Source organism: Curtobacterium sp. VKM Ac-1395, from assembly GCF_015350975.1.
Taxonomy (GTDB): Bacteria; Actinomycetota; Actinomycetes; order Actinomycetales; family Microbacteriaceae; genus Curtobacterium.
This window is the reverse complement of sequence record NZ_JADKRX010000002.1, coordinates 630,431-654,439: the sequence shown is the minus strand read 5'-3', so window position 1 is coordinate 654,439 and position 24,009 is coordinate 630,431. Positions and strand designations below refer to the sequence as shown.

Sequence of the window (24,009 nt, the reverse complement as noted above, 5' to 3'; positions counted from 1 at the left end):
TCGTGGTGCGGGTGCTGGTCGTGCGGTCGGGGTGGCCAGCGGCAGGGTCGGCGCTGGCCGGGCGGCGCGGTCAGGACGCGGTGACGGCGGTCGTCGTCGGGTCCATGGGCGACCAGGTGACGGTCAGGGTGTCGCCGTCGCGTTCGACCGACTCGGCGCGGTAGTCCTTCGCCAGAGCGTCGAGGGTCTTCTCGGTGTTCACGGCGGCGGTCGGGCTGGCGGTGTGCAGGACGACCCGTCGGAACGAGCGGCCCTCCTCGCCGGTGAGCGGGGTGAAGCGGTCGACCTGCACGAACCGGTCGGCGAGCACCTGCCCGAGGGCGATCATGGCGCGGGAGTCGACCTGGCCGGCGCGGAACTGCGACTTCGTGCCGGCGTCGGCCCGGAGTGCGGGGTTCTGCGCGAGCTGGGTGCCGAGCGTCTTGCGGACGTTGCTCGCCGCGGTGATCTCCCGGTCGGCGGCCTGCTGCCCCTGCGGGTGGATCTGGCGGACGTCGACCATCTGGTTGCCGGTGCCGAACGACGCGACGACGGTGGAGTTCTGGATCGCGTCACGCACGTCCTTCGACGAGTTGCCGCCGGTGCGCATCGAGTCCGTCGTGACGACGTAGTCGGAGTCCTTCCAGCCGTTCGGCGACTGGCGCTGCACGGCTCCGTCGGTGTCGAGCTTGTAGTACCAGACCACGTTGTCGCGGGCGAAGCCGTCGTCGACGAGGTCGACCCACATGGCGTCGTCGACGAGCATCCGGGAGCTCTTGTCGACGTTGTCGCCGATCCAGTTCTCCGCCTGTGCCATCGGCTTGTCCAGGTCGGTGATGAGGAACCCACGGAGCTGCGATCCCCAGAGCGGGACCGCGACGACCAGGGCGGCGGCGGTGACGAGGGCCCAGGTGCCACCGAGGACACGGCGGCTGACCCCACGGAGCCGGCTCTTCGGCCGGAAGGCGGTGATGCCGGACACGGCGAGCACGGCACGCTCCCCGACGAACGCGACGAGCAGGGCGGCGAACGGCACGAGCATGATCACGTACGGCACGGGCAGGTACCCGTTCGGGCGGAACATGAACGCGAGCAGGAAGACGAGCATCGCGGCGATCGGGCGGACCCGGCGCAGGAACAGCCCCACGACGGCGGCGGCGGAGCCGAGCACGATGAACACCGGGTCGAGCGCCCACCACTGGGCAGCGGCGTCGTTCGCCAGGCTCCCGCCGGAGAACACCGAGCCGCTGGCCTGACGGCTGCCGAGCTGGTACGTGATGCCCTCGAGCAGGCTGACCTTGCCGGCGCTGGGCAGGAGTTCGCCCTTGACCGCGGCGAGCAGGATGTACCCGCCACCGATGACGGCGAGGACGGCTCCGGCGACGCTGAGCGTGTACCGGCGGGTGCTCGGGTCGGCCCGACGGACGGCCATCCAGATGAGGAACGGCAGCGCCAGCAGGTAGGTCTCCTTGCTGAGCACGGCGATCCCGAGGCACGCGGCAGCACCGACGAACCCGGCCAGCTGCTGGCGACGGCTGAGCACGAGGACGAACGCGGCGAGGAGCCACGGCGTCGCGACGTTGTCGATGTAGACGGTGCGGTGGTACTGCAGCGCCAGCGGGGAGAGTCCGAAGACGAGGACCGCGACCGCGGCGGTGGGGCGGGAGCCGCCGAGCCGACGCATCAGCACGAAGAGGAGCACCGCGGAGACGGCGGCGAAGAACACCATCGACTCCCGTGCTGCCTCGACCGCGAAGGCGTAGCGGGCGAAGGCGCCGGTCAGCTGCGTGTACCCGGCGATCTGGATCCAGCCGAGCGGCGGGTGGTCGTACCAGTACGTGTAGTGGGTGAGCTCGCCGAGGTGCGTGATCGACCACGCCTGGGCGGTGTACGTGCCCTCGTCGTCGATGCGCTGCGGGGTGCCGCCCATGTTCCAGGACTGCACGGCCACGGCGACGGCCAGGACGGGGAGGAGCCAGACGAGGCTCCTGGCGTGCACGCGGAACCACGTGCCGGCGGCGGACGAGGACCTGGCACCGCGGATCGGGATGCCGGTCGTGTTGGTGATGCTGGCGGTCATCGGTCGTCACCTCCTGTCGAGGGGGCCCCTGCGGACGCGAGGGCGGGTTCGGAGTCGGGCTGGGTCTGCGTCTGGGTCTGGGTCTGGGTCTGCGGCTGTGCCGCGGTGTCGGGCTCGGTCACCGCGGACGGGAAGCCGACGACCTCGGGCTGGGCTCCGCGGTGCTGGCCGGTGTGCTCGGTCTTCTCCCAGCCGTTCTGCCCGCGGGAGTGGCGGATGACGGCACGGACAGCTGCTGCGGCGAGGAACACCTGGTACGGCACCAGGCCGAGCACGAGCTTCACGTAGTCGCGGACGCGGACCTTCTCCTTGTAGAGCCGGCCGAACTCGCCGAGCCCGGCGATCTCGACCGCCAGGAGCATGAGCGTCGGGGCGAGCGGGATGAAGGAGATCAGGGCGATGGCCGTCGGGACCTTGACGAACGCGATCATGATCACGCTGAGCGGGATGAGGAGCCCGGTGGCCGCCTGGATGAACGGCATCGTCAGCAGGTACCGGGCGAAGAAGCGCTGCTTGAACGTCGGCAGCTTCTTCCACTCCCCCTTGCCGAGGACCTGCAGGAATCCCTGGTTCCACCGGGTGCGCTGCTTCAGGAGCGACGCGAAGGTGGGCGGGGTCTCCTCGCGGGTGACCGCCTCGGGGCTGTACGCGACGACGACCTTGGCGTTGTCGGCCGACAGGCGGACGCCGAGCTCGCAGTCCTCGGCGAGGCAGTGCGCGTCCCAGCCGTTCGACCAGTCCAGGCGCTCCTTGGTCACGAAGACGGTGTTGCCGCCGAGCGGGATGAACTTCGACTCGGCATGGAAGTGCAGGCGCGAGCGGAACCAGAAGTAGTACTCGAGCACGTTGCGGAGCGACCACCAGCTGGAGCGGAAGTTCATCAGCTGCACGCCGCCCTGCACGACGTCGGCGTCGGTCTCCTGGAAGCGGGAGTCGACGAGGCTCAGCAGACGCGGGTAGACCTCGTCCTCGGCGTCGAACACGCCCACGATGTCACCGGTCGCGTACTGCAGCGCCAGGTTCATCGCCTTGGGCTTGTTCTTCGGCAGGGTGTCGTCGACCACCACGCGGATCAGGTCGGGGTGGCGGGCAGCGGCCTCGCGCACGACACGCTCGGTGCCCGGGTCGTCCTCACCGACGATCGCGATGATCTCGAAGTCGGGGTGGTCCTGCGTGGTGAGCATCTCGAGCGTCTGCCCCATGACCTCCTCCTCGTGCCGACCGGGAACGAGCAGCGTGAAGCGGTGGGCGGCGGGGCGCGGCGTCTGGCTGAAGCTCGTGGCGCGCAGCGCCGAGCGGGAGCGCCACGCGTGCAGCATCCACCACAGGGTGCTCAGCGCGACCAGCGTGAGCAGGACCGAGATGGCGACGAGGGCCGAGTAGCCGATCCACTCGCCCACCGACCAGGCGGCCTGCGCGGCCTGGCCCGAGCCTCCCGTCGGGACGTCGGTGGTGCCCCGGTTCGGGACGCCGCCCCGGGGACCGGTGGGGTCGTTCGGCTGCAGCAGCGGCCCGGCGGCCGCGACCAGCGTGGTCAACATGGTCATTCTGTGAGCTCCTTCGTGCGACGTGCGTCCCGGGAACGGAAGACGAGGGCCTTGTACGCGGCGAACCGGAACACGGTGCCGAGGACGAGACCGACCCCGTTGCCGGCGACGTTGTCGGCGAGGGTGCTGGTGAAACCGAGCAGGTAGTGCGAGACGAACAGGCAGGCGGCGGCGATGCCGAGGCCGATCAGGTTCGTGAGTGCGAAGAGGGCACCCTCGCGGAGCGTCTCGCGGCGTCCGGAGGTGCGCTCCGCCCGGAACGTGATGGACCGGTTGAGGACCCACGCCACCGCGGTCGAGATCACGGCGGACCCCACCTTCGCCGCGATCGGCTTGTCGTCGAGGACCGTGATGCGCAGCAGGTTGTAGACGCCCAGGTCGACGAGGAAGCAGAACGCGCCGATGGCGCCGAAGGACACCAGCTGCCGCGAGGTCGCGATCAGCCGCGTCAGACGGCCGGTGGGGACCACCCGTTCGGGTGGCACCACAACGAGGGTGTCGGTCGAGGTCATGCCCCCGATTCGGGGGTGTCGCCTCGGTGGTTTGGGTGGGGTACACGGTTGCCCAGCCGTCTGCCAGGTCCCGGACTCCTGCCGTTCACGAGGGGTACGTCCGACGGCCTGGTTCCGGCGCATTGCGGACGTTCCGGCGCAGGAACGCGGTGCGTCGTGTAAGCGGCTCGGGAACGACGGACGGGAGGCGCGGTGCCAGCTGGCACCGCGCCTCCCGTCCGGAGGTTCTTGCGTGTTGCGTGTTGCTTGTGCGTGTTGCTCGCTTACGCGGGGCGGCTCGTGGGGCTGACGCTCTTCGAGGAGTCGCGCTCGGGGATGTCCCCCAGGGCGTCGTCGATGGCCGCGAGGGCGTCGGCGTCGAGCTTCACCCCCACCGCCTTCACGTTGTCGGTGACCTGCGCCGGACGCGAGGCGCCGACGATCGCCGACGCGACGTTGTCGTTCTGCAGCGTCCAGGCGATCGCGAGCTGGGCCAGCGTCAGGCCGGCCTGGTCGGCGACGGGCTGCAGGCGCTGGACGGCCTCGAGGACGTCGTCGCGCATGTACCGCTTGATCATGTCCGCGCCGCCCTTCTCGTCCGTGGCGCGGGAGCCCTCGGGGAGCGGCTGACCGGGCTTGTACTTGCCGGTGAGCACGCCCTGCGCGATCGGCGAGAAGACGATCTGCGAGAGGCCGAGCTGCTTCGAGGCGGGGACGACCTCGCCTTCGATCACACGCCAGAGCATCGAGTACTGCGGCTGGTTCGAGATGAGCTGGAAGCCGAGCTCCTTCGCCAGTGCGGCACCCGCGCGGATCTGCTCGGCGGTCCACTCACTGACGCCGATGTAGAGCGCCTTGCCCTGTCGGACGACGTCCGCGAAGGCCTGCATGGTCTCTTCGAGCGGGGTCTCGTAGTCGTAGCGGTGGGCCTGGTAGAGGTCGACGTAGTCGGTCTGCAGACGCTCGAGCGAGCCGTTGATCGACTCCATGACGTGCTTGCGGCTGAGGCCGACGTCGTTGTGCCCCATCGGCCCGGTCGGCCAGTACACCTTCGTGAGGATCTCGAGGGACTGCCGGCGCTCCCCCTTGAGCGCTTCGCCGAGGACGGTCTCGGCGGCCGTGTTGGCGTACGTGTCGGCGGTGTCGAACGTCGTGATGCCGACATCGAGCGCTGCCCGCACGCACTGGGTGGCGACGTCGTTCTCGACCTGCGAGCCGTGCGTCAGCCAGTTGCCGTAGGTGATCTCGGAGATCTTGAGTCCGGAGTTGCCCAGGTACCTGAATTCCATGGCTCCGACGTTAGTGGTTCCACCGAGGGGCTGCGGGGCCCTGCGGGTGCCTGGTTGCGGAGGGGGGTGCGGGGGTGGGTGCGGGGTGCGGGGTGCGGGGTGCGGGGTGCGGGGTGCGGGGTGCGTCTCCCGCGAGCGGGCGAAACACCAGGGCGGTCCTCGGAGCGACCCCGAGGAAGCGCCCGCTCGCGCGAGCCGGCGTTCCTCCACAGCCAGGTCGCGTCAACAGTCATGCACTCGGGAGGCTCGGGCCGGCCTCCCGACGACGGCTCGGCACGAGCATGTGGTGATGACCGCACGACGACCGCTCCCGATGGTGCTGCGAGACGCCTCGTTCCGGGTTCGGGACGCACTCCACCGAGGCGTCTCGCGCGGCCGGCTCGAGGCGAAGGACCTCGTCCGGGCATTCCACGGGACCCGCTCCGCGACGCAACCAACCGCCGTGGACGAACGTGCCCGCGCACTCGCACCGCGCCTCCGTCCCGACCAGGTCTTCAGCCACACGACTGCCGCAGCGATCCTCGGCGTGCCGCTCCCCCGGCGCATCGAGCGGGACCTCCGTCTGCACGTGACCACCATCGGCGTCGACCAGGCACTGCGCGTCCGGGGGGCCAAGGGGCATCGGGCCCGATCCGGGACAGTCCGCCGCTCGCAGGCCAGAGGCGTCCCGATCAGCAGCCCGGCGGACACGTTCGTCGCGCTCGGCGCGATGCTCACACTCGACGAACTGGTCATCGCCGGTGACGCGCTCGTCGGTTGGCTCCGCTGGGTGACACTGGACGAGCTCGTGGCGGCAGTCCGGCGGCGGCGCGGGATCCGAGGGATCGTGAACCTCCGTGCGGCACTCGAGGAGATCCGAGTCGGGTCCAGGTCGCCCGGCGAGACTCGTGCGCGGCTGGCGCTGGTCCGCCGTGGGCTCCCGGAGCCCGTGCTCAACCACGACGTCGTGGTCGACGGACAGTGGATCGCGTGCGTCGACCTCGCGTATCCCGAGGCCCGAGTGGCGATCGAGTACGAGAGCGACCTCCACCGGACCGATCCGGACACGTTCAAGAAGGACCTCACGCGCGGTGAGCACCTGAAGGACGTCGACTGGTGGTTGGTCCGGACGACCGGGGACGATGTGGGACGCGGTGTCGAACGCTTCGTGTGGCGCGTCCGTCGGTTGCTCGAGGCTGGTCGGCGGGGGCCCCACGACAGACGTCTGGCCACGCTTGCGTGAACAATGGTTGACGCTTCAACTAAACAGGTGCAGAATGGCGTAGCATCACCTCGATGCGGGCGCATGGATCGGCCTCCGGTTCGCTCGCGTCGCTCAGACTCCGTCGTCCCGGAAGGACAACACCATGGCTCTCACCGCTTCCGCCATCCCCGGCTACGTCACCGGCACCTGGAAGGTCGACCCGACCCACTCCGAGGTCAGCTTCTCGGTCCGCCACCTCGCGATCAGCAAGGTCAAGGGCAAGTTCGAGCAGTTCGACGCCACCCTGGTCACCGCCGAGAACCCCCTCGACACCACGCTCGAGGCCTCGATCGACGTCTCCAGCATCAACACGAACCAGCCGCAGCGCGACCAGCACCTGGCCACCGGTGACTTCTTCCTCACTGAGGAGCACCCGCACATGACGTTCCGTTCCACCGGCATCCGCGAGGACGGCGACGACATGCTCATCGACGGCGAGCTCTCGCTGCGCGGCGTCACCAAGAACGTCACCCTGAAGACCGAGTTCGGCGGCGTGACCACCGACGGCTACGGCCAGACCAAGCTCGGCGCCGAGGCGACCACCAAGATCGACCGCACCGAGTTCGGCGTGAACTGGAACGCGGCCCTCGAGGCCGGCGGCTTCACCCTCGGCAACGACGTCACGATCAACCTCGACGTCCAGTTCGTCCTCCAGGCGGCGTAGTCCTCGGATCCACTCGCTGACTGAGAGCACGAACACTCCTCACCCAGCACGACGAAGCCCCGACGCCCTTGCGGCGCCGGGGCTTCGTCGTGTCCGGATGCGCTGCCAGGCGTTGAGCGAGCAAGGTCGTTCTGCACGCCGGTACTCCGACCGCTTCCACAATGACGTACCCCGTGGGCCCTCCTGCGGTTGGGCGAGCGGGCGGAACACCGTGGTCGCTCGGTCAACGCACTGCGCTCTTCCGCCCGCTCACCCGCTCACCCGCTCGATCACTCGCTTCCGCGGGAGACGCACGATCGTCGCGGGCCGGCGTCGGGGAGCCGAGCCGAGCCTCCAGGCGGCACCACCCAACGGGTGAGCGGGCGGAAGTGCAGGGTCAGCCCGCCCGCGTACCGCGGTATTTCGCCCGCTCACGGGTGCCACGGGTGCCGCGGGTGCCACGTGTGCCACGGTCTCCCGCGTCCGGGTGCGCCGCGCCGCGGCCGCCCTCATCCGCCTGCGTCACCTGCCCGATTCCGCGCTTGGGCCTCCACTTGCCTGACCCGGCCGGGTGAGCGGGCGGAACCGCCGGGTCGCTCATCCAACCCACCACGGTGTTTCGCCCGCTCGCGGGCCCGGGGCACTCACCCACCCGCACCCGCCCGCCCACCCACGCACCCCCACCCGCCCGCGCGCCCGCGCCCGGACCCCGCCGCACCCGCAACCGCCCGCGCGCCGCGCCCCCGCACCCGCGACCGCCGCACCCGCAACCGCCCGCGCGCCGCGCCCGCGCCCACCCCGCTACCGTGGCACCACGGCCGGGCGCGGGAATCCGCAGCGCGCCAGGCCGGTTGCACGCCACACCATGACGAACAGGAGCACCCCCATGGCCACCGACTGGATCGCGTTGCAAGCACTGGCGGCAGCCGAGTTCGGCCGCCGCGTCGCCGCCGTCACCGCGTGGGACGCCTCGACGCCCGACTCCGAATGGACCACCAGGGACCTCGTCACGCACGTCATCGACGAGCAGCGGTGGATCCCGCACCTGCTCACCGGGTGCGACCACGAGCAGGCGAAGGCGGACCTGGAGCCCGTGGGCGAGGACCTCGTGGCCGAGTGGCAGCGCTTCGCGAGCGCCGCGACCGAGGCCTGGGCGAAGGCACCGCAGGACACCCCCGTGCACCTGGCGACGGACGTGGTGCCGGCGGGTGAGTACCTCGCGGAGCAGACCTCGGACATCGCGATCCACACGTGGGACCTCGCCCGGGCAACCGGCAGCGACGAGACCCTGCCGGACGAACTCGTCCGCGCGGTGTGGCACCACTTCGAACCGCAGATCGAGTCCCTCGCGGAGACCGGGCTGTACGCCGCGCCGGTCGAGGTCGGCGAGGACGCCCCGCTCCAGGTCCGCCTGCTCGCCGTCACAGGGCGCGATGCCAGAGTGGCTGCATGACCTCCACGAGCGACACGACACCCGGAAGCGCAGGCACCACCACGAACGACACCACCAGCACCACGAACGACACCACCAGCACCACGAACGACAGCAGCACCACGGCGGGGACGGTGCGCCTCGGCCACACCGGACTCGAGATCAGCAACGTCGTCCTCGGGATGATGTCCTACGGCGACCCGGACCGCGGCTCCCACGCCTGGAGCGTGGACATCGACGCCGCGAGGCCCTTCGTCCGCCGTGCGTTCGACGCCGGCATCACGACGTTCGACACCGCCAACGTGTACTCCGACGGCTCGAGCGAGGAGATCACCGGGACGCTCCTCAAGGAGCTCGCCCCGCGTGAGGACGTCCAGGTCTTCACGAAGGTCTTCAACCGGATGCGCCCCGGCAAGAACGGTGCCGGCCTGTCCCGCGTCGCGATCATGCACGAGATCGACGCCTCGCTGACCCGCCTCGGCACGGACTACGTCGACCTGTACCAGATCCACCGCTTCGACCCGCTGACCCCGGTCGAGGAGACGATGGAGGCCCTCCACGACGTCGTCAAGGCCGGCAAGGCGCGCTACATCGGTGCCAGCAGCATGTGGGCGTGGCAGTTCGCCCAGATGCAGCACACCGCCGAGCTGCACGGCTGGACCAAGTTCGTGAGCATGCAGGACCAGTACAACCTGCTCGAGCGCGAGGAGGAGCGCGAGATGCACCCCTTCTGCGCCGCCACCGGTGTGGGCGTGATCCCGTGGAGCCCCCTGGCCCGCGGCAAGGTCACCCGCCCCTGGGACGCCGAGGGCTCCGGCTCGCGGTCCACCACCGACGAGTTCGGCAAGACCCTCTACCGCCAGGACGAGGACGCCAACCGCACGATCGTCGGCGCCGTCGAGTCGATCGCCGCGGAGCGGGGCGTCAGCATGGCGCAGATCGCACTCGCCTGGGTCGCCGGCAAGGACGCCGTCACCGCGCCGATCATCGGCGCGACCAAGGAGCACCACATCGACGACGCGGTCGCCGCGTCCGCGATCGAGCTCACCGAGGACGAGGTCACGCGACTCGAGTCCGCCTACACGCCTCGGGTGCCGTCCGGTTTCTGACGCCACCACGGAGCAGACGGGAGGCCCGGTGTCAGCTGACACCGGGCCTCCCGTCCGTCTGTGGGCGTGTCAGGCCGCCGGCTGCTCCGGGCTCCCCGCCTCGCGTTCCAGCCGCGCGATGCGCGTGAGCGCTGCGCGCTCCGTGCCGGTCTGGTTGCCGAGCACGGCGCCGATGCCGTCGAGGACCAGGCCCGTCGTCCTGGCGACGGGGAACTCGACCGGACCGACACCGGGCGACCGCAGGCCGAGCATCGACCGGTGCCGCGGGTCGAGCGTCGACACGGCACCCTGGAACAGCGCCTGGTAGCCCGGCCGGAGCATGCGGGCGAGCGGCGGGTTCCTGATGAAGCGGACGACCTCGCGCGTGCGGGGCGTGACCGCGAGTTCGCCGCGGTCGAGGTACCCGTCCATCTGGGCGCGCAGCTCGGCTTCGGACTCGGGGGCGTCCTCGACGTGCATCAGGCGTCCGGCGATCGCCCACTCGCGGACGTAGGCGTCGGCGCCGCCGGGGATCGGTTCGCCCCACTGCTGCGCGGCGCGGAGGAAGGCGTCGGTGAAGGCCAGGTGGACCCAGCGGGCCAGGTCGGGGTCGTTCGCGGCGTAGTCCTTCGTCACGCCGTGGCCGTCGACGTACTGCCCGCGGACACGCTCGTGCAGGCGCAGCACCCAGTTGCTCGCCCCGGTCGCCGTGGCGGTGTCGCCGTGCGAGACCGTGTAGATCCAGCGGATGGTGCCGGCGAGGCGGCCGAAGGGGTCCTCGCGGTAGCGGGAGTGGTCGGCCACGCCGGCGAGGGCACCGGGGTGCAGGGCCTGCACGAGGAGCGCGCGGACGCCGGCGACGATCGTCTGCTGGCCGCCGTGCACCGACCACGTCGCGCTGCCCGGGCCGAAGAAGCCCGCGTCCGTGCCCTGCTCGAGTTCGTCGACCCATGCCGGGCTGCCCTGGTCGCTGCCCGTGAAGGTGGCCTGGAGGCGGGAGCGGAACGCACCGGTGACGAAGGACATGCTCCCATCGTCCGTCCGACCCCTGACAGCGGGCCGCACGCGACGCGTGCCCCGGATGACGGGCCGTGGCTCACAGCCTGCCGCGGGCCCCGCCGCTAGGTTGGACCTGTGAGCATCGACAACGACCGTCCCTGGCTTGCCGCCTACGCCTCCGGGGTCCCGGACGACATCGAGGAGCAGACGGGGTCGCTCTTCGACCTCGTGGAGACCTCCGCGACGCGGTTCCCGAAGTTCGTCGCGCTGGAGTTCTTCGGCCGGACCACCTCGTACGCCGACCTCGAGGAGCAGGTCCTCCGCGCGGCGAACGGCCTCCGCAAGCTCGGCGTGACTGCCGGTGACCGCGTGGCCCTGGTCCTGCCGAACTGCCCGCAGCACGTCGTGGCGTTCTACGCGATCCTGCGGCTCGGGGCGATCGTCGTCGAGCACAACCCGCTCTACACGCCGCGCGAGCTCCGCCACCAGTTCGAGGACCACGGAGCACGTGTCGCCGTCGTCTGGGACAAGTCCGTCGCGACGCTGCAGGACTTCCCCGCCGACGTCGCCCTCGACGCCGTCGTGTCGGTCGACCTGACCCGTGCGATGCCCCGCACCACCCGCCTGGCCCTGTCGCTGCCGGTCGCGAAGGCACGCGAGTCCCGCGCGAAGCTCACGACGAAGGTCCGCGGGACGACGACGTGGGACGACCTCGTGTACACCCGCCGCCTGCCGAAGCGCCACCCGCGCCCGACGACGAACGACGTCGCGCTGATCCAGTACACCTCCGGCACGACGGGCACCCCGAAGGGCGCGGTCCTCAGCCACGGCAACCTGATGGCGAACGCCGCACAGGCGCGTGCCTGGATCCCGCAGATCCAGGCCGGTGACAACAGCGTCGTGCACGCGGTCCTGCCGATGTTCCACGCCTACGGCCTGACGCTCTGCCTGACCTTCGCGATGAGCATCGCCGGACGCCTCGTGCTCTTCCCCGCGTTCGACCCGGACCTCGTCCTGGCCGCGATCAAGAAGCGTCCGCCGACGTTCCTGCCCGCCGTGCCGCCGATCTACACCCGGCTGCAGCACGCCGCAGACTCGAAGAAGGTCTCGCTCAAGGGCATCGCCATCGGCATCTCCGGCGCGATGCCGCTCTCCCAGGACGTCATCGAACCGTGGGAGGCCCGCACCGGCGGCTACCTCGTGGAGGGCTACGGCCTGTCCGAGTGCTCCCCCGTGCTCATGGCCAACCCCGTCGCCGACTCCCGACGACTCGGCGCGGTCGGGCTGCCGCTGCCCTCCACCGAGGCCCGTGTGGTCGACCCGGACGACGCCTCCAAGGTCCTCGGCACCGACGAGGCCGGCGAGCTCCAGGTCCGCGGCCCGCAGGTGTTCAGCGGCTACTGGGGCAAGGCCGAGGCGACGGACGAGGTCTTCACCGCCGACGGCTGGTTCCGCACCGGTGACATCGTCGCGATCGACGCCGACGGCTTCGTGCACATCGTCGACCGCCTCAAGGAGCTCATCATCACGGGCGGCTTCAACGTCGCCCCGACCGAGGTCGAGGACACCCTCGTCAAGCACCCCAGCGTCCGCGAGGTCGCCGTCGTCGGCATCACCACCGGTGGCAACGAGCAGGTCGTCGCCGCGGTCGTGCCGACCGACCCCGCCACGTTCGACCCCGACGCGCTCCGGGCCTACGCCCGCGAGCACATGGCGGCGTACAAGGTGCCGCGCCGGGTCGTCGTGGTCGAGGACCTGCCCCGTTCCATGATCGGCAAGGTCCTGCGGCGCAAGGTGCGGGACCAGATCCTGGGCAAGTAGTCCAGACGGGAGGCCCGCCCCGCGCTGGCAGGGCACCGCGCGCCCCGTCCGGGGCTGGGCTGGGCTGGGCGTCAGGACACGTGGACGCTCGGCCGGCGGCCCACCTCGGGTTCGGCCTCGCGCAGGACCTCGCGTGTCACCGGGGCGACGTCCCCGACGCCCGTGAAGACGAAGCGGATCGCGTTGCGGATCGGGCTGCCCTCGTTCCACTCGAAGTAGATGCTCGGGACGACCCCGGCGATGTCGCGGATGGCCAGCAGCGTCGACGCGATCGTGTTCGGCACGTTGCCGGAGCGGACCCGGAGCACGCGGTGCCCGTGCACGACGTGGCCCTCGACGACCAGGTCCTCCTCGAAGTCGGACGAGTCGGCGGGCAGGACCTCGAGGAACATCGTGGGCACGCGGGCCGGGATGCCGGAGTCGCGGCGTTCCTCGCGCCCCTTCGCCCGGTACGCCGCCGCGGTGCCGGCTCCGGGTTCGTTCGCGATGATGCACACGGAACTGAACTGGTCGGCGTCGGCCTCGACGAACTGCCGTGCGGTGGCGTCGAGCTCGATCGACGATGCCCGCAGCTCGAACGACCGCCGGACCCGCGAGACCAGCGACACGACGACGATCGCGACGATGAAGACGGCCGCGATCCGGACGCCGTCGGGCCGCTCGATGACGTTGGCGATCGTCGTGTAGATGAACACGACCGCGATGACGGCGTAGGCGATCGTGCGCTTCCGCTGCTGCCGACGACGCGCTGACAGCGTCACCGCGACGGCTGCGCTGGTGATGAGCACGAGGACACCCGTGGCGTACGCGCCGCCCTGCGCGTCGACGCTGGCCTGGAAGATGAGCGTGATCACGAAGGCGATGAGCGTGAAGATGACCACGAGCGGTCGGGTCGCCCGGGCCCACTGCGGCGCCATGCCGTACCGCGGCAGGAAGCGCGGCACGAGGTTGAGGAGCCCGGCCATCGCGCTCGCGCCGGCGAACCACAGGATCGCGACCGTCGAGACGTCGTACACGGTGCCGAACGCCGGCCCGAGGTACTCGTGCGCCAGGAACGCCAGGGCGCGCCCGTTCGCCTGGCCGCCCGGCTGGAACTCGTGCTGCGGGATGAGGAACGTCGTCGCGATCGACGACGTGATGAGGAACGTGCTCATGATGACGGCCGCGACCGTCAGCAGCCGCTGCGTGCCGCGGATGCGCCCGAGCGGTCGGGGCTGCCCCTCGTCGGCAGCGTCCCCCCGGACCTGCGGCATCACCGCGACGCCGGTCTCGAACCCGGACAGGCCGAGCGCGAGCTTCGGGAAGACCAGCAGGGCGATGCCGACCATGGCGAGCGGGCTGCTGTGCTGCGCGGTCAGGCCGCTCCACCAGTCACTGGCGACGGTCGGGCGCTCGGCCACGTGGAGCAGTGCGACGACGACCACGACGGCGTTCAGCGCGAGGAACACCGCGACGAGCCCCGTGGCGATGCCGATGGCCTCCTTGAACCCGCGGAGGAACACGACGCCGAGCAGGAGCAGCAGCACGAGGGTGATCGGCACCGGGATCTCGGTGAACCAGTGCGGGGTGAAGGGGTTCTCGGCGATGTGCGCGGTCGCGTCGGCGGCGGAGAGCGTCATCGTGATCATGAAGTCCGTCACGGCGAACCCGAGCAGGACCAGCACGAGCAGCTTGCCCGCCCACCAGGGCAGCAGCTTCTCGAGCATCATGATCGACCCGGCGCCGCGGAAGCTGTCCTGCGCCACCCGGCGGTACACGGGCAGGGCGCCGAACAGCGTCACGAGGACGAGCACGATCGTCGCGATCGGGGACAGCAGCCCGGCGGCGAGCGCGGCGATCGCGGGCTGGTAGCCGAGGGTGGAGAAGTAGTCGACGCCCGTCAGGCACATCACCCGCCACCACGGGTGGGTCTTGTCGACCTCGACCTGGTGGGGGCCCTGGTGGTCGGCGCCGCTGTCGTCCTGGAGCATCCAGCGTCTGATCCGGGCATCTGTCGCGGTCACACGCTGATCGTAGGGCGTCCGGGTGGCGGCGACGCACTCCCCGGACGCCCCGGTGGACAGCGGGCTACTTCGAGCTGATCCGCGTGTACTTGTTCACCGCCCACGGCACGAACACGACCAGCAGCACCGCGATGCCGATGAGCACCGTCACCACCGGGTGCTGCATCGTCCAGATGTCGGGCACGGGCGCCGACCCCACGTTGCCGAACAGCTCGCGCGCGGCCTGCACGAGCGAGGACACCGGGTTCCACTCGGCGAACACGCGGAGCACGAGCGGCAGGGTGTCGCTCGGCACGAACGCGTTCGAGATGAACGTCAGCGGGAACAGGATCATGAACGAGGCGTTGTTGATGACCTCCGGGGTCTTCACGCTCATCCCGAGCAACGCCATCACCCAGCTGAAGGCGTAGCTGAACAGCAGCAGCAGGGCGACGCCGGCCAGGAACTCCAGCGGCGACGAGTTCACGCGCCACCCGACCGCCAAGCCGGTGGCCATCATGATGACCATCGAGATCGTGTTGAGGACGAGGTCGCTGTTCGTCCGTCCGACGAGCACCGCCGACGCCGACATCGGCAGCGTTCGGAAGCGGTCGATGAGCCCTTCCTTGAGGTCCTGCGCCATCGCGGACCCGGAGAACGTCGCCCCGAAGACGACCGTCTGGGCGAAGATGCCGGCCATCAGGAACTGCGTGTAGTCCGTGCCCTGGACCGCGATCGCGCCGCCGTAGACCTGGCTGAAGAGCAGCACGAACATGATCGGCTGCAGGACCGCGAAGACGAGCATGTCCGGCGACCGCTTGATCTTGATGAGGTTCCGCTTGGTGACGGTCCAGCCGTCCTCGAACCACACGGCGAGCGGCGCCGTGACGACGACGGGCAGCTGGCGGCCGGGTGTGGTCGCGGTGGCGGTCATCGGACCGGCTCCTGCTGCTCGGCGACGACGGACGAGCCGCCGCGGGCGCCGCCAGCACCGGCGTCGTCGTCGTCGTCTGTGGCCGCGTGTCCGGTCAGCCGGAGGAACACGTCGTCGAGCGTCGGGCGGCGCATGCCGGCGTCGTGCAGCTCGATGCCGGCGTCTCCGAGGTCGGCGAGCACGTGCTGCAGCGCGGCCGGGCCGGCTTCCACCGCGACGGCCCGGGTGCGGCCGTCCCCCGAGGTCTCCACGTCCCCGACGCCGTACCGCCGGAGCACCGTCGTGGCGGCGTCCCCGTCGGCGTCGTCGACGAGCGTCACGACCACCCGGTGTCCGCCGACCTGCGCCTTGAGCTGGTCGGCGGTGCCCTCGGCGATGACGTGGCCGTCGTCGATGACCGCGATGTCGTCGGCGAGACGGTCCGCCTCTTCGAGGTACTGCGTGGTCAGCAGCACCGTGGCCCCGTCGGCCACCAGGTGCTCGATGATCCCCCACAGCGCCAGTCGGCTCCGGGGGTCGAGGCCCGTCGTCGGCTCGTCGAGGAACAGGACGCTCGGGTTCATCACGAGGGCCCCGGCGAGGTCGATCCGCCGCCGCATGCCGCCGGAGAACCCCTTCACGGGTCGGTCCCCGGCCTCGGCCAGGTCGAACACGTCGATGAGCTCCCGGGCCCGGGCTCGGGAGGCCCGGCCACCGAGGTGGTAGAGCCGCCCGATCATCTCGAGGTTCTCGAACCCGGTGAGGTTCTCGTCGACGGCGGCGTACTGCCCGGAGACGCCGATCGAGCGACGCGTCGCCTGGGGGTCCGCGACGACGTCGACGCCGGCGATGGACGCCGTGCCGCTGTCGGGCTTGACGAGCGTCGTCAGCACCTTGACGGTGGTGGTCTTGCCGGCACCGTTCGGGCCGAGCAGCGCCGTGACGGTGCCCTGCGGGACGGAGAGGTCGAGACCCGCCAGCGCGTGGACGGGTCCCGACTTGGATCGGTAGGTCTTGGTCAGGCCGGAGGCCTCGATGATGGCCATGTCGCTCCCTGGTCGCGACTCAACAGGTCAGGTGACCGGCACGGCCCGACGTGGGTCACACGTCGAAGTCGCCACCGAAGTCGCCGAAGCCGCCACCGGTGTCTGACCCGGCGTCGTCCCAGCCCGCGTTCTCGTACCCGCCGCCGTCGGCTGCGCCGCCGTCACCGGAGTCAGCACCAGTGTCCCCCGAACCGCCGTCACCCGCATCCCCCGATGCGTCCGTTCCGCCGTCGAAGGACGACGGGTCCGGCAGGAAGGCGCTCATCAGCGTCGAACCGATGACGTAGCCGGCCACGGTGCCGAGGATCGAGGCGCCCATCATGCCGCCGAACGACGGTCCCTGGCGGCCGCCGAAGCCTCCGCGGCCGCCCATGCCGCCGTTCATGCCACCGCCGTTCATGCCGCCGAGCGAGCGCTCCATGAACCCGGGCTGCCGGATCTCCGAGCGGGTCGCGGCCTGGGCGAGCGAGCGGGCGTCGTCCCCGCGGGGTGCTTCACCCGTCGGGGCCGTGCGGGTGAACTCGTCGTAGACCATCCGGCGCTGCTCGGGGGTCAGTCGCTCGAAGGCCTCGGCGTGGACCTCCTCGATGCGCTCGGGCGGTGCCGTCCGGAGCAGGTAGCGGTAGCGGTCGACGGCCTGCTGGTCCTGGGACCGGCCGTCGCCGCCCTGCGGCGCGCCGTACTGGCCCTGCGGCGCGCCGTACCCGGGGGTCGGGGCGTTGTAGGACTGCTGGCCGTACTGGTAGCCCTGCTGCTGGGGCTGCTGCTGCTGCCGGGGCGCGTTCCAGCCCTGCGGCTGCTGTCGGTCCTCACGGCCGAGCAGGCGGTCGAGGAATCCCATGTCGTTGCTCCTTCGGCACGGACACCGTGTCCGTGGACTGCCACAGTATGGTCGCGCGGCGGGCGATGACTGTGTGGCCGCACAGAATGCGGTGGACGTCACCCACCAGCGGACTGGAGGCTCGTCGCGGCGCCGCCACGAGCCTCCTGTCCGACGCGTCAGCGGCCGGCGCGCAACGCGCCCGTCCACACCTGGTGCAGTTCGTCCGCAGCCCCCGGGTGCGCCACCAGGAACGGCGCGCCGAGGTCCGGGAAGCCGGACACCGGTCCGGCCTCGGTCATGACGACCCCGCCGGCCTCGTGCACGAGCAGCACCGCGGCGCCGTGGTCGATCGGGTCGAAGGTCGGCACACACGCCCCGATCCCCCGGCCCGCGGCGACCTGGGCGATGGTCAGCGTGCTCGACCCCTGGACGCGCACCGTGCAGGACCGGGCCGCGAGGGCGTCGAGGAACGCGCCGAAGCCCGGCCACGGCCGGTGCCCGTCGAGCTCGGTGCCCACGACCGCACCGGCGAGCGCACGCGGCGCGTCGTCGAGTCGGAGCTGCCGGTCGCGGACGCTCGCACCCCGGCCGCGTCGGGCCTCGAGGACCTCCCCCCGCCACGGGTCCGCGACCACCCCGACGACGGGTGCGCCGTTCCGGGTGAGGCACAGCGACGTGCTCGTCCAGGGGATGCCGTTCGCCAGGTTCGTCGTGCCGTCGACGGGGTCGAGGTACCAGCGGTGTCGGTCGCCCGGGGCGTCGCCGTACTCCTCGCCCGAGAAGCCGTGCGTCGGGAACGCGGCGCGGACCCGGCCGCGGACGTGCTGCTCGACGAGGCGGTCGACGTCCGTGACGAGGTCGGCCGGGTGGGTCTTCGTCGACACCGAGCCGACCGGGTGTTCCCGGGTGAAGGCGATGACCTCGTGCGCGATGCGGTGCGCGAGGGCCTGGGCGCGTCCGGCGACCTCGGCCTCGGTCGGTTCACGGTCGGGCTGCGGCCAGCCGTCGCGCTCTGCGGCGGCGAGGGCGGCGCGGATCGTGGCGACGTCGTTCGTCGTGACCAGGTCGGCACCGAGGCGGACCGCCCACAGCGCGGGCTCGGGGTCGTCGACCGTCCACACGGCCACCTGCAGCCCAAGTGCGTGCGCCGCGGCGACGGTCCTCGGGGTGAGGAACGCCACGTCGAGGTGCAGCGTGGACGGGCTCAGCGCGGCGACGGCCTCGGCGGTCGGGGGCTCGAGCGACTCCCATGCCAGCCACACGTCGGCCTCCGGCAGCACGGTCCGGACCGCGGCGACGGCCTCGGGGTCACCACACCAGGCCACCGCGACGGCCCACGGCGACGCGGACACGGTCTGCGCGGCCACGACGGCGTCGAGCGGGTCCACCACGGTGACGAGGAGCGAGGACCGGCAGCCGTCGAGTCGTTCCAAGACGCCGTCGAGCCGCGGGATGCGGTCCAGGCCGTTGCCGAGCCGGGCGACGTCGCACCAGGCCACGTCCCGGACCCGGCGGGCGTCGCCCCACATCCGGCCCAGGGTCTCGTCGTGGAGCAACACGGCGACGTCGTCCGCGGTGCGGCGGACGTCGACCGCGATGACGTCCGCGCCGAGGGCCTCGGCCACTGCGACGGCGGGCAGGGTGTTCTCGCGCCGGACCCGGGGTGCCCCGCGGTGGGCGACGAGGCGCGGCTGCCGGGACGTCGGCGCGGCATCGGTGGTGCGGCGGGCGGCGGTGTCGGCGTCGGTGTCGGTGTCGAGCACGGGCGCGTCAGAGGTCCGGACCGTCGTCGTCATCCGGTCATGCTCCCGTCCCTGCGCGAACCCCCGGTGTCCTCCGGGTGAACGCTGCCCGAGCGTGCCGCCGTGCCTGCGACAATGGAAGGCGTGACCGTACGCACCTGGGGTTGGCTCGCAGCCGTCATCGACGTCGTGCTCATCGTCGTCTTCGCGCTCATCGGGCGGTCCTCGCACGGCGAGGCGAACGCACCGCTGGCCCTCTGGACCACCGCGTACCCGTTCCTGGCCGGCTGGGCGATCGCCTACGTCACCAGCGGCGCCTGGGCACGTCCGTTGCGGTTCTGGCCGACCGGCGTCGTCGCGTGGATCCTGACCGTGTTCGTCGGCATGGCGATCCGCGTCGCGACCGGGCAGGGCGTCGTCGACGGCAACCCGCTGCCGATCTCGTTCCTCATCGTCGCCACCATCGTTCTGGGTGTGTTCCTGCTCGGGTGGCGCGCCGTCGCGCGGGGCGTCATCCGGCTCCGCACCCGCCGGACGCCGTCGACCCGCGAGGCCTGACACCCCCCTCCGCACCAGGCCGCCGTGCCTCCGCTAGAACAACCCGCCGCGCGGCTCGTCGCCGTCGAGCCCGCGGAACATGTCCGACACCAGGGCCTCGATCTGCGGCTCGACCAGCCGTTCGACGGCCTCGGCGATCCGCGGCCGGTGGTCGATGAGCGCGAGGCACACCGCCGTCCCCGTCGCCCTGGCGCACTCGTCGGACAGCTCGATCTCGTGTCGGAGCGCGGCCTTGGCCTCGTCGGACAACGGTTCACGCGGCACGGTGTCCGACGACGCCCCGGTCCCCGCGAGTCCCTCGAGCGTGAACAGGAACGGCGACCCGTCCTGCGGCTGCGGATCGACGTCGAGGCCCTGGAACTCCGGCGACAGCCCCTCGGCGGGCTGGTACCCCGCGTGCCGCTTCCGTGCCGCGGCCCGCTCGAGCTCCCGGTGCAGCAGCGGCAGGTTCTTGGCGGTGTAGTCGTCGACGGCGTCCTCGACGATCGCCGACATCCGGCCGATCAACGCGTGCTGGACGGGGTGCGGCACGTCGGGCCCGAAGCCGGCGGCGCTCGCGATCGGGGACCCGGTGCACTTCCGACAGATCCGCGTGCGCGGGCGTGCGGTGCCGATCTGCCACCGCGGCAGCCACCGCAGCCACACGTCGACGGCGCCCCGCACGCGTCCGTCGATGCCGTCCATGGTCCAACGATACGGACGGCGGGCTCGGCACGGGGCTAGGTGACCGGCTCGGTGACGAAGTCGATGAGCTCCTCGACCCGGCCGAGCAGCTGCGGCTCGAGGTCGGCGAACGTGCGCACCTGCCCGAGGATCCGCTGCCAGGCCCTGGCGATGTCGGCCTGCTCCGCGTGCGGCCACCCGAGCGCCTGGCAGATGCCGGCCTTCCACTCGATCGACCGCGGGATCGTCGGCCACGCCTGCAGGCCCACGCGCGCGGGCTTCACCGACTGCCAGACGTCGACGAAGGGGTGCCCGACGACGAGCACGTGCGCACCCCACTTCCCGCGCATCACGGCGTCGGCGAAGCGGGACTCCTTCGACCCGGGCACCAGGTGGTCGACGAGCACCCCGACCCGACGCTCGCGAGAGGGCTGGAAGTCGTCCAGCACGGAAGCGAGGTTGTCCACGCCGGAGAGCTCCTCGACGACGACGCCCTCCACGCGCAGGTCCGCTCCCCAGACCTTCTCCACGAGCTCGGCGTCGTGCTTGCCCTCGACCATGATCCGCGAGGGCAGCGCCACGCGGGCGCGCTGCTGCTCGACCGCGAACGACCCCGACGCGGTGCGGAGGCGACCACCGTCGGACGCCTGCCGGACAGCCGGCGCAGCCCCGGGCCTCCAGTCCGCATGGACGGAACCGACAGGCCCAGCGGGACCACCGCGAGCAGCAGCAGCGGCGGCAGACCGCCCGACCGGGGCCTGCGGACGGCCGAGCGTGACGAGTTCGCCCTCGAGCAGGAACTGCCCCTCGAAGGGGAAGGCGCGGGTGCGGCCCTTCCAGTCCTCGAGCGCGATGTTCCCGGCTTCGAGCCCGACGACCGCGCCGGCCCAGCCGGAGGCCGGGTCCTCGAGCACCATGTCCCGCTCGAGCGGCACCTGCCGCACCTTCTTCACGCCCCGCGAGCGCCAGTCGCCCGAGAGCACGTCGCCGCCGTACCGGTCCTCGTCCACCCGCACGAGCGTACTGTCGAGTGGTCCCGCAACGGCGCCGGCAGACGGCGCGTTCCCCACGCTCCGTCACCCGGCGCGTCCCCACGCGCCGGTACGAACACCGCAACTGAAAGGCAACTCCCGTGCGCGCAGCAGTCATCCACGCCCCTCGTGACATCCGTGTCGAGGACCGCGACAGCCCCCAGCTCCTCGCTCCCACCGACGCCGTCGTCCGCGTCGTCGCCGCCTGTGTGTGCGGCTCCGACCTCTGGCCCTACCGCGGTGTCCGCGACACGAAGGAGCCCCGGGCGATCGGCCACGAGTTCGTCGGCGTCGTCGAACAGGTCGGCGACGCGGCCGGGTCGCTCCGTCAGGGCGACTTCGTGATCGCGCCGTTCACCACGAACGACGGCACCTGCCAGGCCTGCGCCCACGGCATGACGTCCGGGTGCGAGCACGGCTCCACGTTCGGCGTGACGCCGGACGCGTACGGCCTGCCCCTCGGCGGCGCCCAGGCCGAGTACGTCCGCGTGCCGGACGCCGCGGCGACGCTCGTCGTCGTGCCGGGCCCGGTGGACGACGCGCTGGTGCCCTCGCTCCTCACCCTCTCCGACGTGTTCTCCACCGGCCACCACGCAGCGGTCTCGGCGGGCGTCGGCCCGGGCAAGACCGTCGTCGTGGTCGGCGACGGCGCGGTCGGGCTGTCCGCGGTCCTCGCGGCGAAGCGGCTCGGCGCCGAGCGCATCATCGCGATGAGCCGGCACGCCGACCGGCAGGCACTGGCCCGCGACTTCGGCGCGAGCGACGTCGTCGACACCCGCGGCGACGAGGGTGTGCAGGCCGTCCGCGACCTGCTCGACGGCGACCTGGCCGACTGCGCCCTCGAGGCCGTCGGCACCGCGGAGAGCATGGACCAGGCCCTCCGCGTCGTCCGCCCCGGTGGTGCGGTCGGCTACGTCGGCGTGCCCGCCGGCGACCCGGAGCTGCCGATGCCGTTCCTGTTCGCGAAGAACATCACGGTCGGCGGTGGCATGGCCCCGGCGCGCGCGTACATCGAGGAGCTGCTCCCCGACGTGCTCTCCGGTGCGGTCGACCCGGGGCGGGTCTTCGACCTCGAGCTGCCGCTGGAGCAGGCCGCCGAGGCGTACGCCGCCATGGACGAGCGTCGCGCGATCAAGGTGCTGCTGCGCCCGTAGCGGTCGCGTCCGACGCGACCAGGTGACGGACAGGAGGCTCGGTGCCAGCCGGCACCGAGCCTCCTGTCCGTCCCGGGGCGCAGCGCCCGTGTTTCGCCCAGCGGAACGCGTGATCCAGAACTGTGAACAACCCTTTCAGTGAAGAAGGTCGTCCGTCACAGTCCTCGACAGGACACCACGAGGACGCGCCCCAGGCAGCCGGCCCTCCTCCGTGTGCTCGACGACCGAGCCGCCGCGCCGGCCCAGCCGGAGGCCGGGTCCTCGAGCACCATGTCCCGCTCGAGCGGCACCTGCCGCACCTTCTTCACGCCCCGCGAGCGCCAGTCGCCCGAGAGCACGGCGCCGCCGTACCGGTCCTCGTCCACCCGCACGAGCGGAGCGCCCGTCGTCCTCGCGCGATGCCTGTACGGTCATTGCATGGAACTGAAACTCCACCCGATGGACACGACCGGCCCATCGGACCGAGCCGTCCTCATCGAGTTCCTGACCACGAACCGGTTCCCGTTCCACGTGTCCTCCACGCCGACGCGCGACGCCATCGAGAGGCGGATCGACGACGGTGCGTTCTCCGCGCCCGAGCATGCGCTGCTCCGGGTCGACGTGGACGGGGCGTTCACCGGCATCGTGGTGCTCGATGACCTCGACGACTCCGCTCCGATGATCGACGTCCGCCTCTCAGAGCGTTCGCGTGGGCAGGGCATCGGCACCGTACTCATCCGCGTGCTCGCCGACCACGTCTTCGCTGCGTTCCCCGACGTGACACGGATCGAGGCCCAGACCCGCGACGACAACGTCGCCATGCGCAGATCACTCGTACGGAACGGGTGGGTGAAGGAGGCGCACTACCGGCGGACGTGGCCGGTGGACGACGGGGCGCCGAGGGACTCCGTTGCGTACGGGATCCTCCGCGAGGACCACCTCAGTGGGACGACCACGCCGTTCCTGTCAGACGATGCGCTGACGGCCTGAGCGCGGCGTCGAGCGTCCGAGCCAGCACGTCCGCGGCTGCGAGCGCCGATCGCTGAGCGCCCTCGCCCTCGCCGATGAGTTCGACGATGTCGACGCCCACGATCCGGCGTCGTGACACCAGCCGACACACGAGGTCGATGAGCTCGGGGGTGCTGAACCCTCCGGGTACGGGAGTGCCCGTGCTCGGCATGTACGCGGGATCAAGGACATCGACGTCGATCGTCACGTGCCACCCGAGATGCGCCGGCAGATCCGCCAGGAGATCGTCGATGTCGGCGTCGATCGACGACCGCCCGCCCCAGACGACGGTCTTGGTGTCACGCTCCGGGTCGTCGTCCACCCGCTGCCGGATGCCGAACTGCGCGATCCGCTCGACTCGCTCTTCCCCGGCGACCCAACTCATCACGTTCCCATGGTGGAGCGACGCGCGCGCTGGCAGGCGGGATCGCGCGTAGCGGGTCGGAAGGAACGACCTCCTACGCGCGAAACGACCCGCCGCGCGCGAAACGACCACCC

22 protein-coding genes are annotated in these 24,009 nt (G+C 71.4%); 8 read left to right on the top strand and 14 right to left on the bottom strand.

Translation table 11 applies throughout. The features are described from left to right. Positions 1-70 precede the first annotated feature (70 nt). The 4 genes from ITJ68_RS07680 to ITJ68_RS07665 form a co-directional block, all read right to left on the bottom strand. Positions 71-2,059 carry an ArnT family glycosyltransferase gene (locus tag ITJ68_RS07680; RefSeq protein WP_194660656.1) on the bottom strand — a complete coding sequence of 663 codons (1,989 nt, stop codon included), beginning with the start codon at positions 2,057-2,059 and terminating at the stop codon, positions 71-73. Further along, positions 2,056-3,606 (bottom strand): glycosyltransferase, encoded by a 1,551-nt coding sequence (locus tag ITJ68_RS07675; RefSeq protein WP_228504856.1) that lies wholly within the window; start codon positions 3,604-3,606, stop codon positions 2,056-2,058. The genes ITJ68_RS07680 and ITJ68_RS07675 overlap by 4 nt, the downstream gene beginning before the upstream one ends. After that, on the bottom strand, positions 3,603-4,118 hold the full coding sequence (locus ITJ68_RS07670) for a GtrA family protein (protein WP_194660655.1): 516 nt from the start codon (positions 4,116-4,118) through the stop codon (positions 3,603-3,605). The genes ITJ68_RS07675 and ITJ68_RS07670 overlap by 4 nt, the downstream gene beginning before the upstream one ends. 263 nt (positions 4,119-4,381) lie before the next feature. Further along, positions 4,382-5,386, bottom strand: a complete 1,005-nt coding sequence (locus tag ITJ68_RS07665) for an aldo/keto reductase family protein (protein WP_194660654.1) — start codon at positions 5,384-5,386, stop codon at positions 4,382-4,384. A gap of 289 nt (positions 5,387-5,675) precedes the next feature. Here ITJ68_RS07665 and ITJ68_RS07660 point away from each other — a divergent pair, with 289 nt between their 5' ends. From ITJ68_RS07660 to ITJ68_RS07645, 4 genes are all read left to right on the top strand, one after another. Further along, positions 5,676-6,608 (top strand): hypothetical protein, encoded by a 933-nt coding sequence (locus tag ITJ68_RS07660; RefSeq protein ID WP_194660653.1) that lies wholly within the window; start codon positions 5,676-5,678, stop codon positions 6,606-6,608. A gap of 124 nt (positions 6,609-6,732) precedes the next feature. Further along, positions 6,733-7,293 (top strand): YceI family protein, encoded by a 561-nt coding sequence (locus tag ITJ68_RS07655; RefSeq protein WP_071271877.1) that lies wholly within the window; start codon positions 6,733-6,735, stop codon positions 7,291-7,293. An 865-nt stretch (positions 7,294-8,158) separates the two neighbouring features. Beyond that, positions 8,159-8,725, top strand: coding sequence for a TIGR03086 family metal-binding protein (locus tag ITJ68_RS07650; protein WP_194660652.1), 567 nt, complete (start codon positions 8,159-8,161; stop codon positions 8,723-8,725). Positions 8,726-8,886: 161 nt separating this feature from the next. Next, positions 8,887-9,813, top strand: coding sequence for an aldo/keto reductase (locus ITJ68_RS07645; RefSeq protein WP_228505134.1), 927 nt, complete (start codon positions 8,887-8,889; stop codon positions 9,811-9,813). A 69-nt stretch (positions 9,814-9,882) separates the two neighbouring features. On the opposite strand, the gene ITJ68_RS07640 is transcribed toward ITJ68_RS07645, so the two are convergent. Next, complete coding sequence (locus ITJ68_RS07640; protein ID WP_194660650.1) at positions 9,883-10,818, bottom strand: oxygenase MpaB family protein; 936 nt, start codon at positions 10,816-10,818, stop codon at positions 9,883-9,885. 108 nt (positions 10,819-10,926) lie between these two features. Here ITJ68_RS07640 and ITJ68_RS07635 point away from each other — a divergent pair, with 108 nt between their 5' ends. Then, positions 10,927-12,612, top strand: coding sequence for a long-chain-fatty-acid--CoA ligase (locus ITJ68_RS07635; protein ID WP_194660649.1), 1,686 nt, complete (start codon positions 10,927-10,929; stop codon positions 12,610-12,612). Positions 12,613-12,683: 71 nt separating this feature from the next. Here the strand turns inward: ITJ68_RS07635 and ITJ68_RS07630 are convergent, their stop codons facing one another. The 5 genes from ITJ68_RS07630 to ITJ68_RS07610 form a co-directional block, all read right to left on the bottom strand. Then, positions 12,684-14,582 carry an amino acid transporter gene (locus ITJ68_RS07630; RefSeq protein ID WP_194660839.1) on the bottom strand — a complete coding sequence of 633 codons (1,899 nt, stop codon included), beginning with the start codon at positions 14,580-14,582 and terminating at the stop codon, positions 12,684-12,686. Positions 14,583-14,679: 97 nt separating this feature from the next. Further along, positions 14,680-15,528, bottom strand: a complete 849-nt coding sequence (locus tag ITJ68_RS07625) for an ABC transporter permease (protein WP_194660648.1) — start codon at positions 15,526-15,528, stop codon at positions 14,680-14,682. Beyond that, positions 15,525-16,553, bottom strand: coding sequence for an ATP-binding cassette domain-containing protein (locus ITJ68_RS07620; RefSeq protein WP_194660647.1), 1,029 nt, complete (start codon positions 16,551-16,553; stop codon positions 15,525-15,527). Before ITJ68_RS07620 ends, ITJ68_RS07625 begins: the two co-directional genes overlap by 4 nt. Before the next feature lie 55 nt (positions 16,554-16,608). Then, the gene (locus ITJ68_RS07615) at positions 16,609-17,394 is read right to left on the bottom strand and encodes a hypothetical protein (RefSeq protein WP_194660646.1); all 786 of its coding nucleotides are present in this window, start codon (positions 17,392-17,394) and stop codon (positions 16,609-16,611) included. Positions 17,395-17,552: 158 nt separating this feature from the next. Beyond that, a complete protein-coding gene (locus tag ITJ68_RS07610; protein WP_194660645.1) occupies positions 17,553-19,172 on the bottom strand; it encodes an inositol monophosphatase family protein in 1,620 nt (539 codons plus the stop codon). A 90-nt stretch (positions 19,173-19,262) separates the two neighbouring features. On the opposite strand from ITJ68_RS07610, the gene ITJ68_RS07605 reads away from it, so the two are divergent. Beyond that, on the top strand, positions 19,263-19,676 hold the full coding sequence (locus tag ITJ68_RS07605) for a DUF3054 domain-containing protein (protein WP_268096701.1): 414 nt from the start codon (positions 19,263-19,265) through the stop codon (positions 19,674-19,676). Between the two features lie 33 nt (positions 19,677-19,709). Here ITJ68_RS07605 and ITJ68_RS07600 read toward each other — a convergent pair whose 3' ends face one another. After that, positions 19,710-20,360: a spermidine/putrescine ABC transporter substrate-binding protein gene (locus ITJ68_RS07600; RefSeq protein ID WP_194660644.1), complete on the bottom strand. Its 651-nt coding sequence runs from the start codon at positions 20,358-20,360 to the stop codon at positions 19,710-19,712. A gap of 35 nt (positions 20,361-20,395) precedes the next feature. Continuing rightward, the gene (locus ITJ68_RS07595) at positions 20,396-21,349 is read right to left on the bottom strand and encodes a DUF3097 domain-containing protein (protein ID WP_194660643.1); all 954 of its coding nucleotides are present in this window, start codon (positions 21,347-21,349) and stop codon (positions 20,396-20,398) included. A gap of 122 nt (positions 21,350-21,471) precedes the next feature. Here ITJ68_RS07595 and ITJ68_RS07590 point away from each other — a divergent pair, with 122 nt between their 5' ends. Continuing rightward, entirely contained in the window at positions 21,472-22,524 is a 1,053-nt protein-coding gene (locus tag ITJ68_RS07590) for a zinc-binding dehydrogenase (RefSeq protein WP_194660642.1), read from the top strand. 155 nt (positions 22,525-22,679) lie between these two features. Here ITJ68_RS07590 and ITJ68_RS07585 read toward each other — a convergent pair whose 3' ends face one another. Further along, entirely contained in the window at positions 22,680-22,889 is a 210-nt protein-coding gene (locus tag ITJ68_RS07585) for a hypothetical protein (protein ID WP_194660641.1), read from the bottom strand. Positions 22,890-22,941: 52 nt separating this feature from the next. Here ITJ68_RS07585 and ITJ68_RS07580 point away from each other — a divergent pair, with 52 nt between their 5' ends. Next, entirely contained in the window at positions 22,942-23,493 is a 552-nt protein-coding gene (locus ITJ68_RS07580; RefSeq protein ID WP_194660640.1) for a GNAT family N-acetyltransferase, read from the top strand. Here the strand turns inward: ITJ68_RS07580 and ITJ68_RS07575 are convergent. Next, positions 23,444-24,007, bottom strand: coding sequence for an arginase family protein (locus ITJ68_RS07575; RefSeq protein ID WP_194660639.1), 564 nt, complete (start codon positions 24,005-24,007; stop codon positions 23,444-23,446). The two genes, ITJ68_RS07580 and ITJ68_RS07575, sit on opposite strands and share 50 nt — an antisense overlap. Between the last annotated feature and the right edge of the window lie 2 nt (positions 24,008-24,009).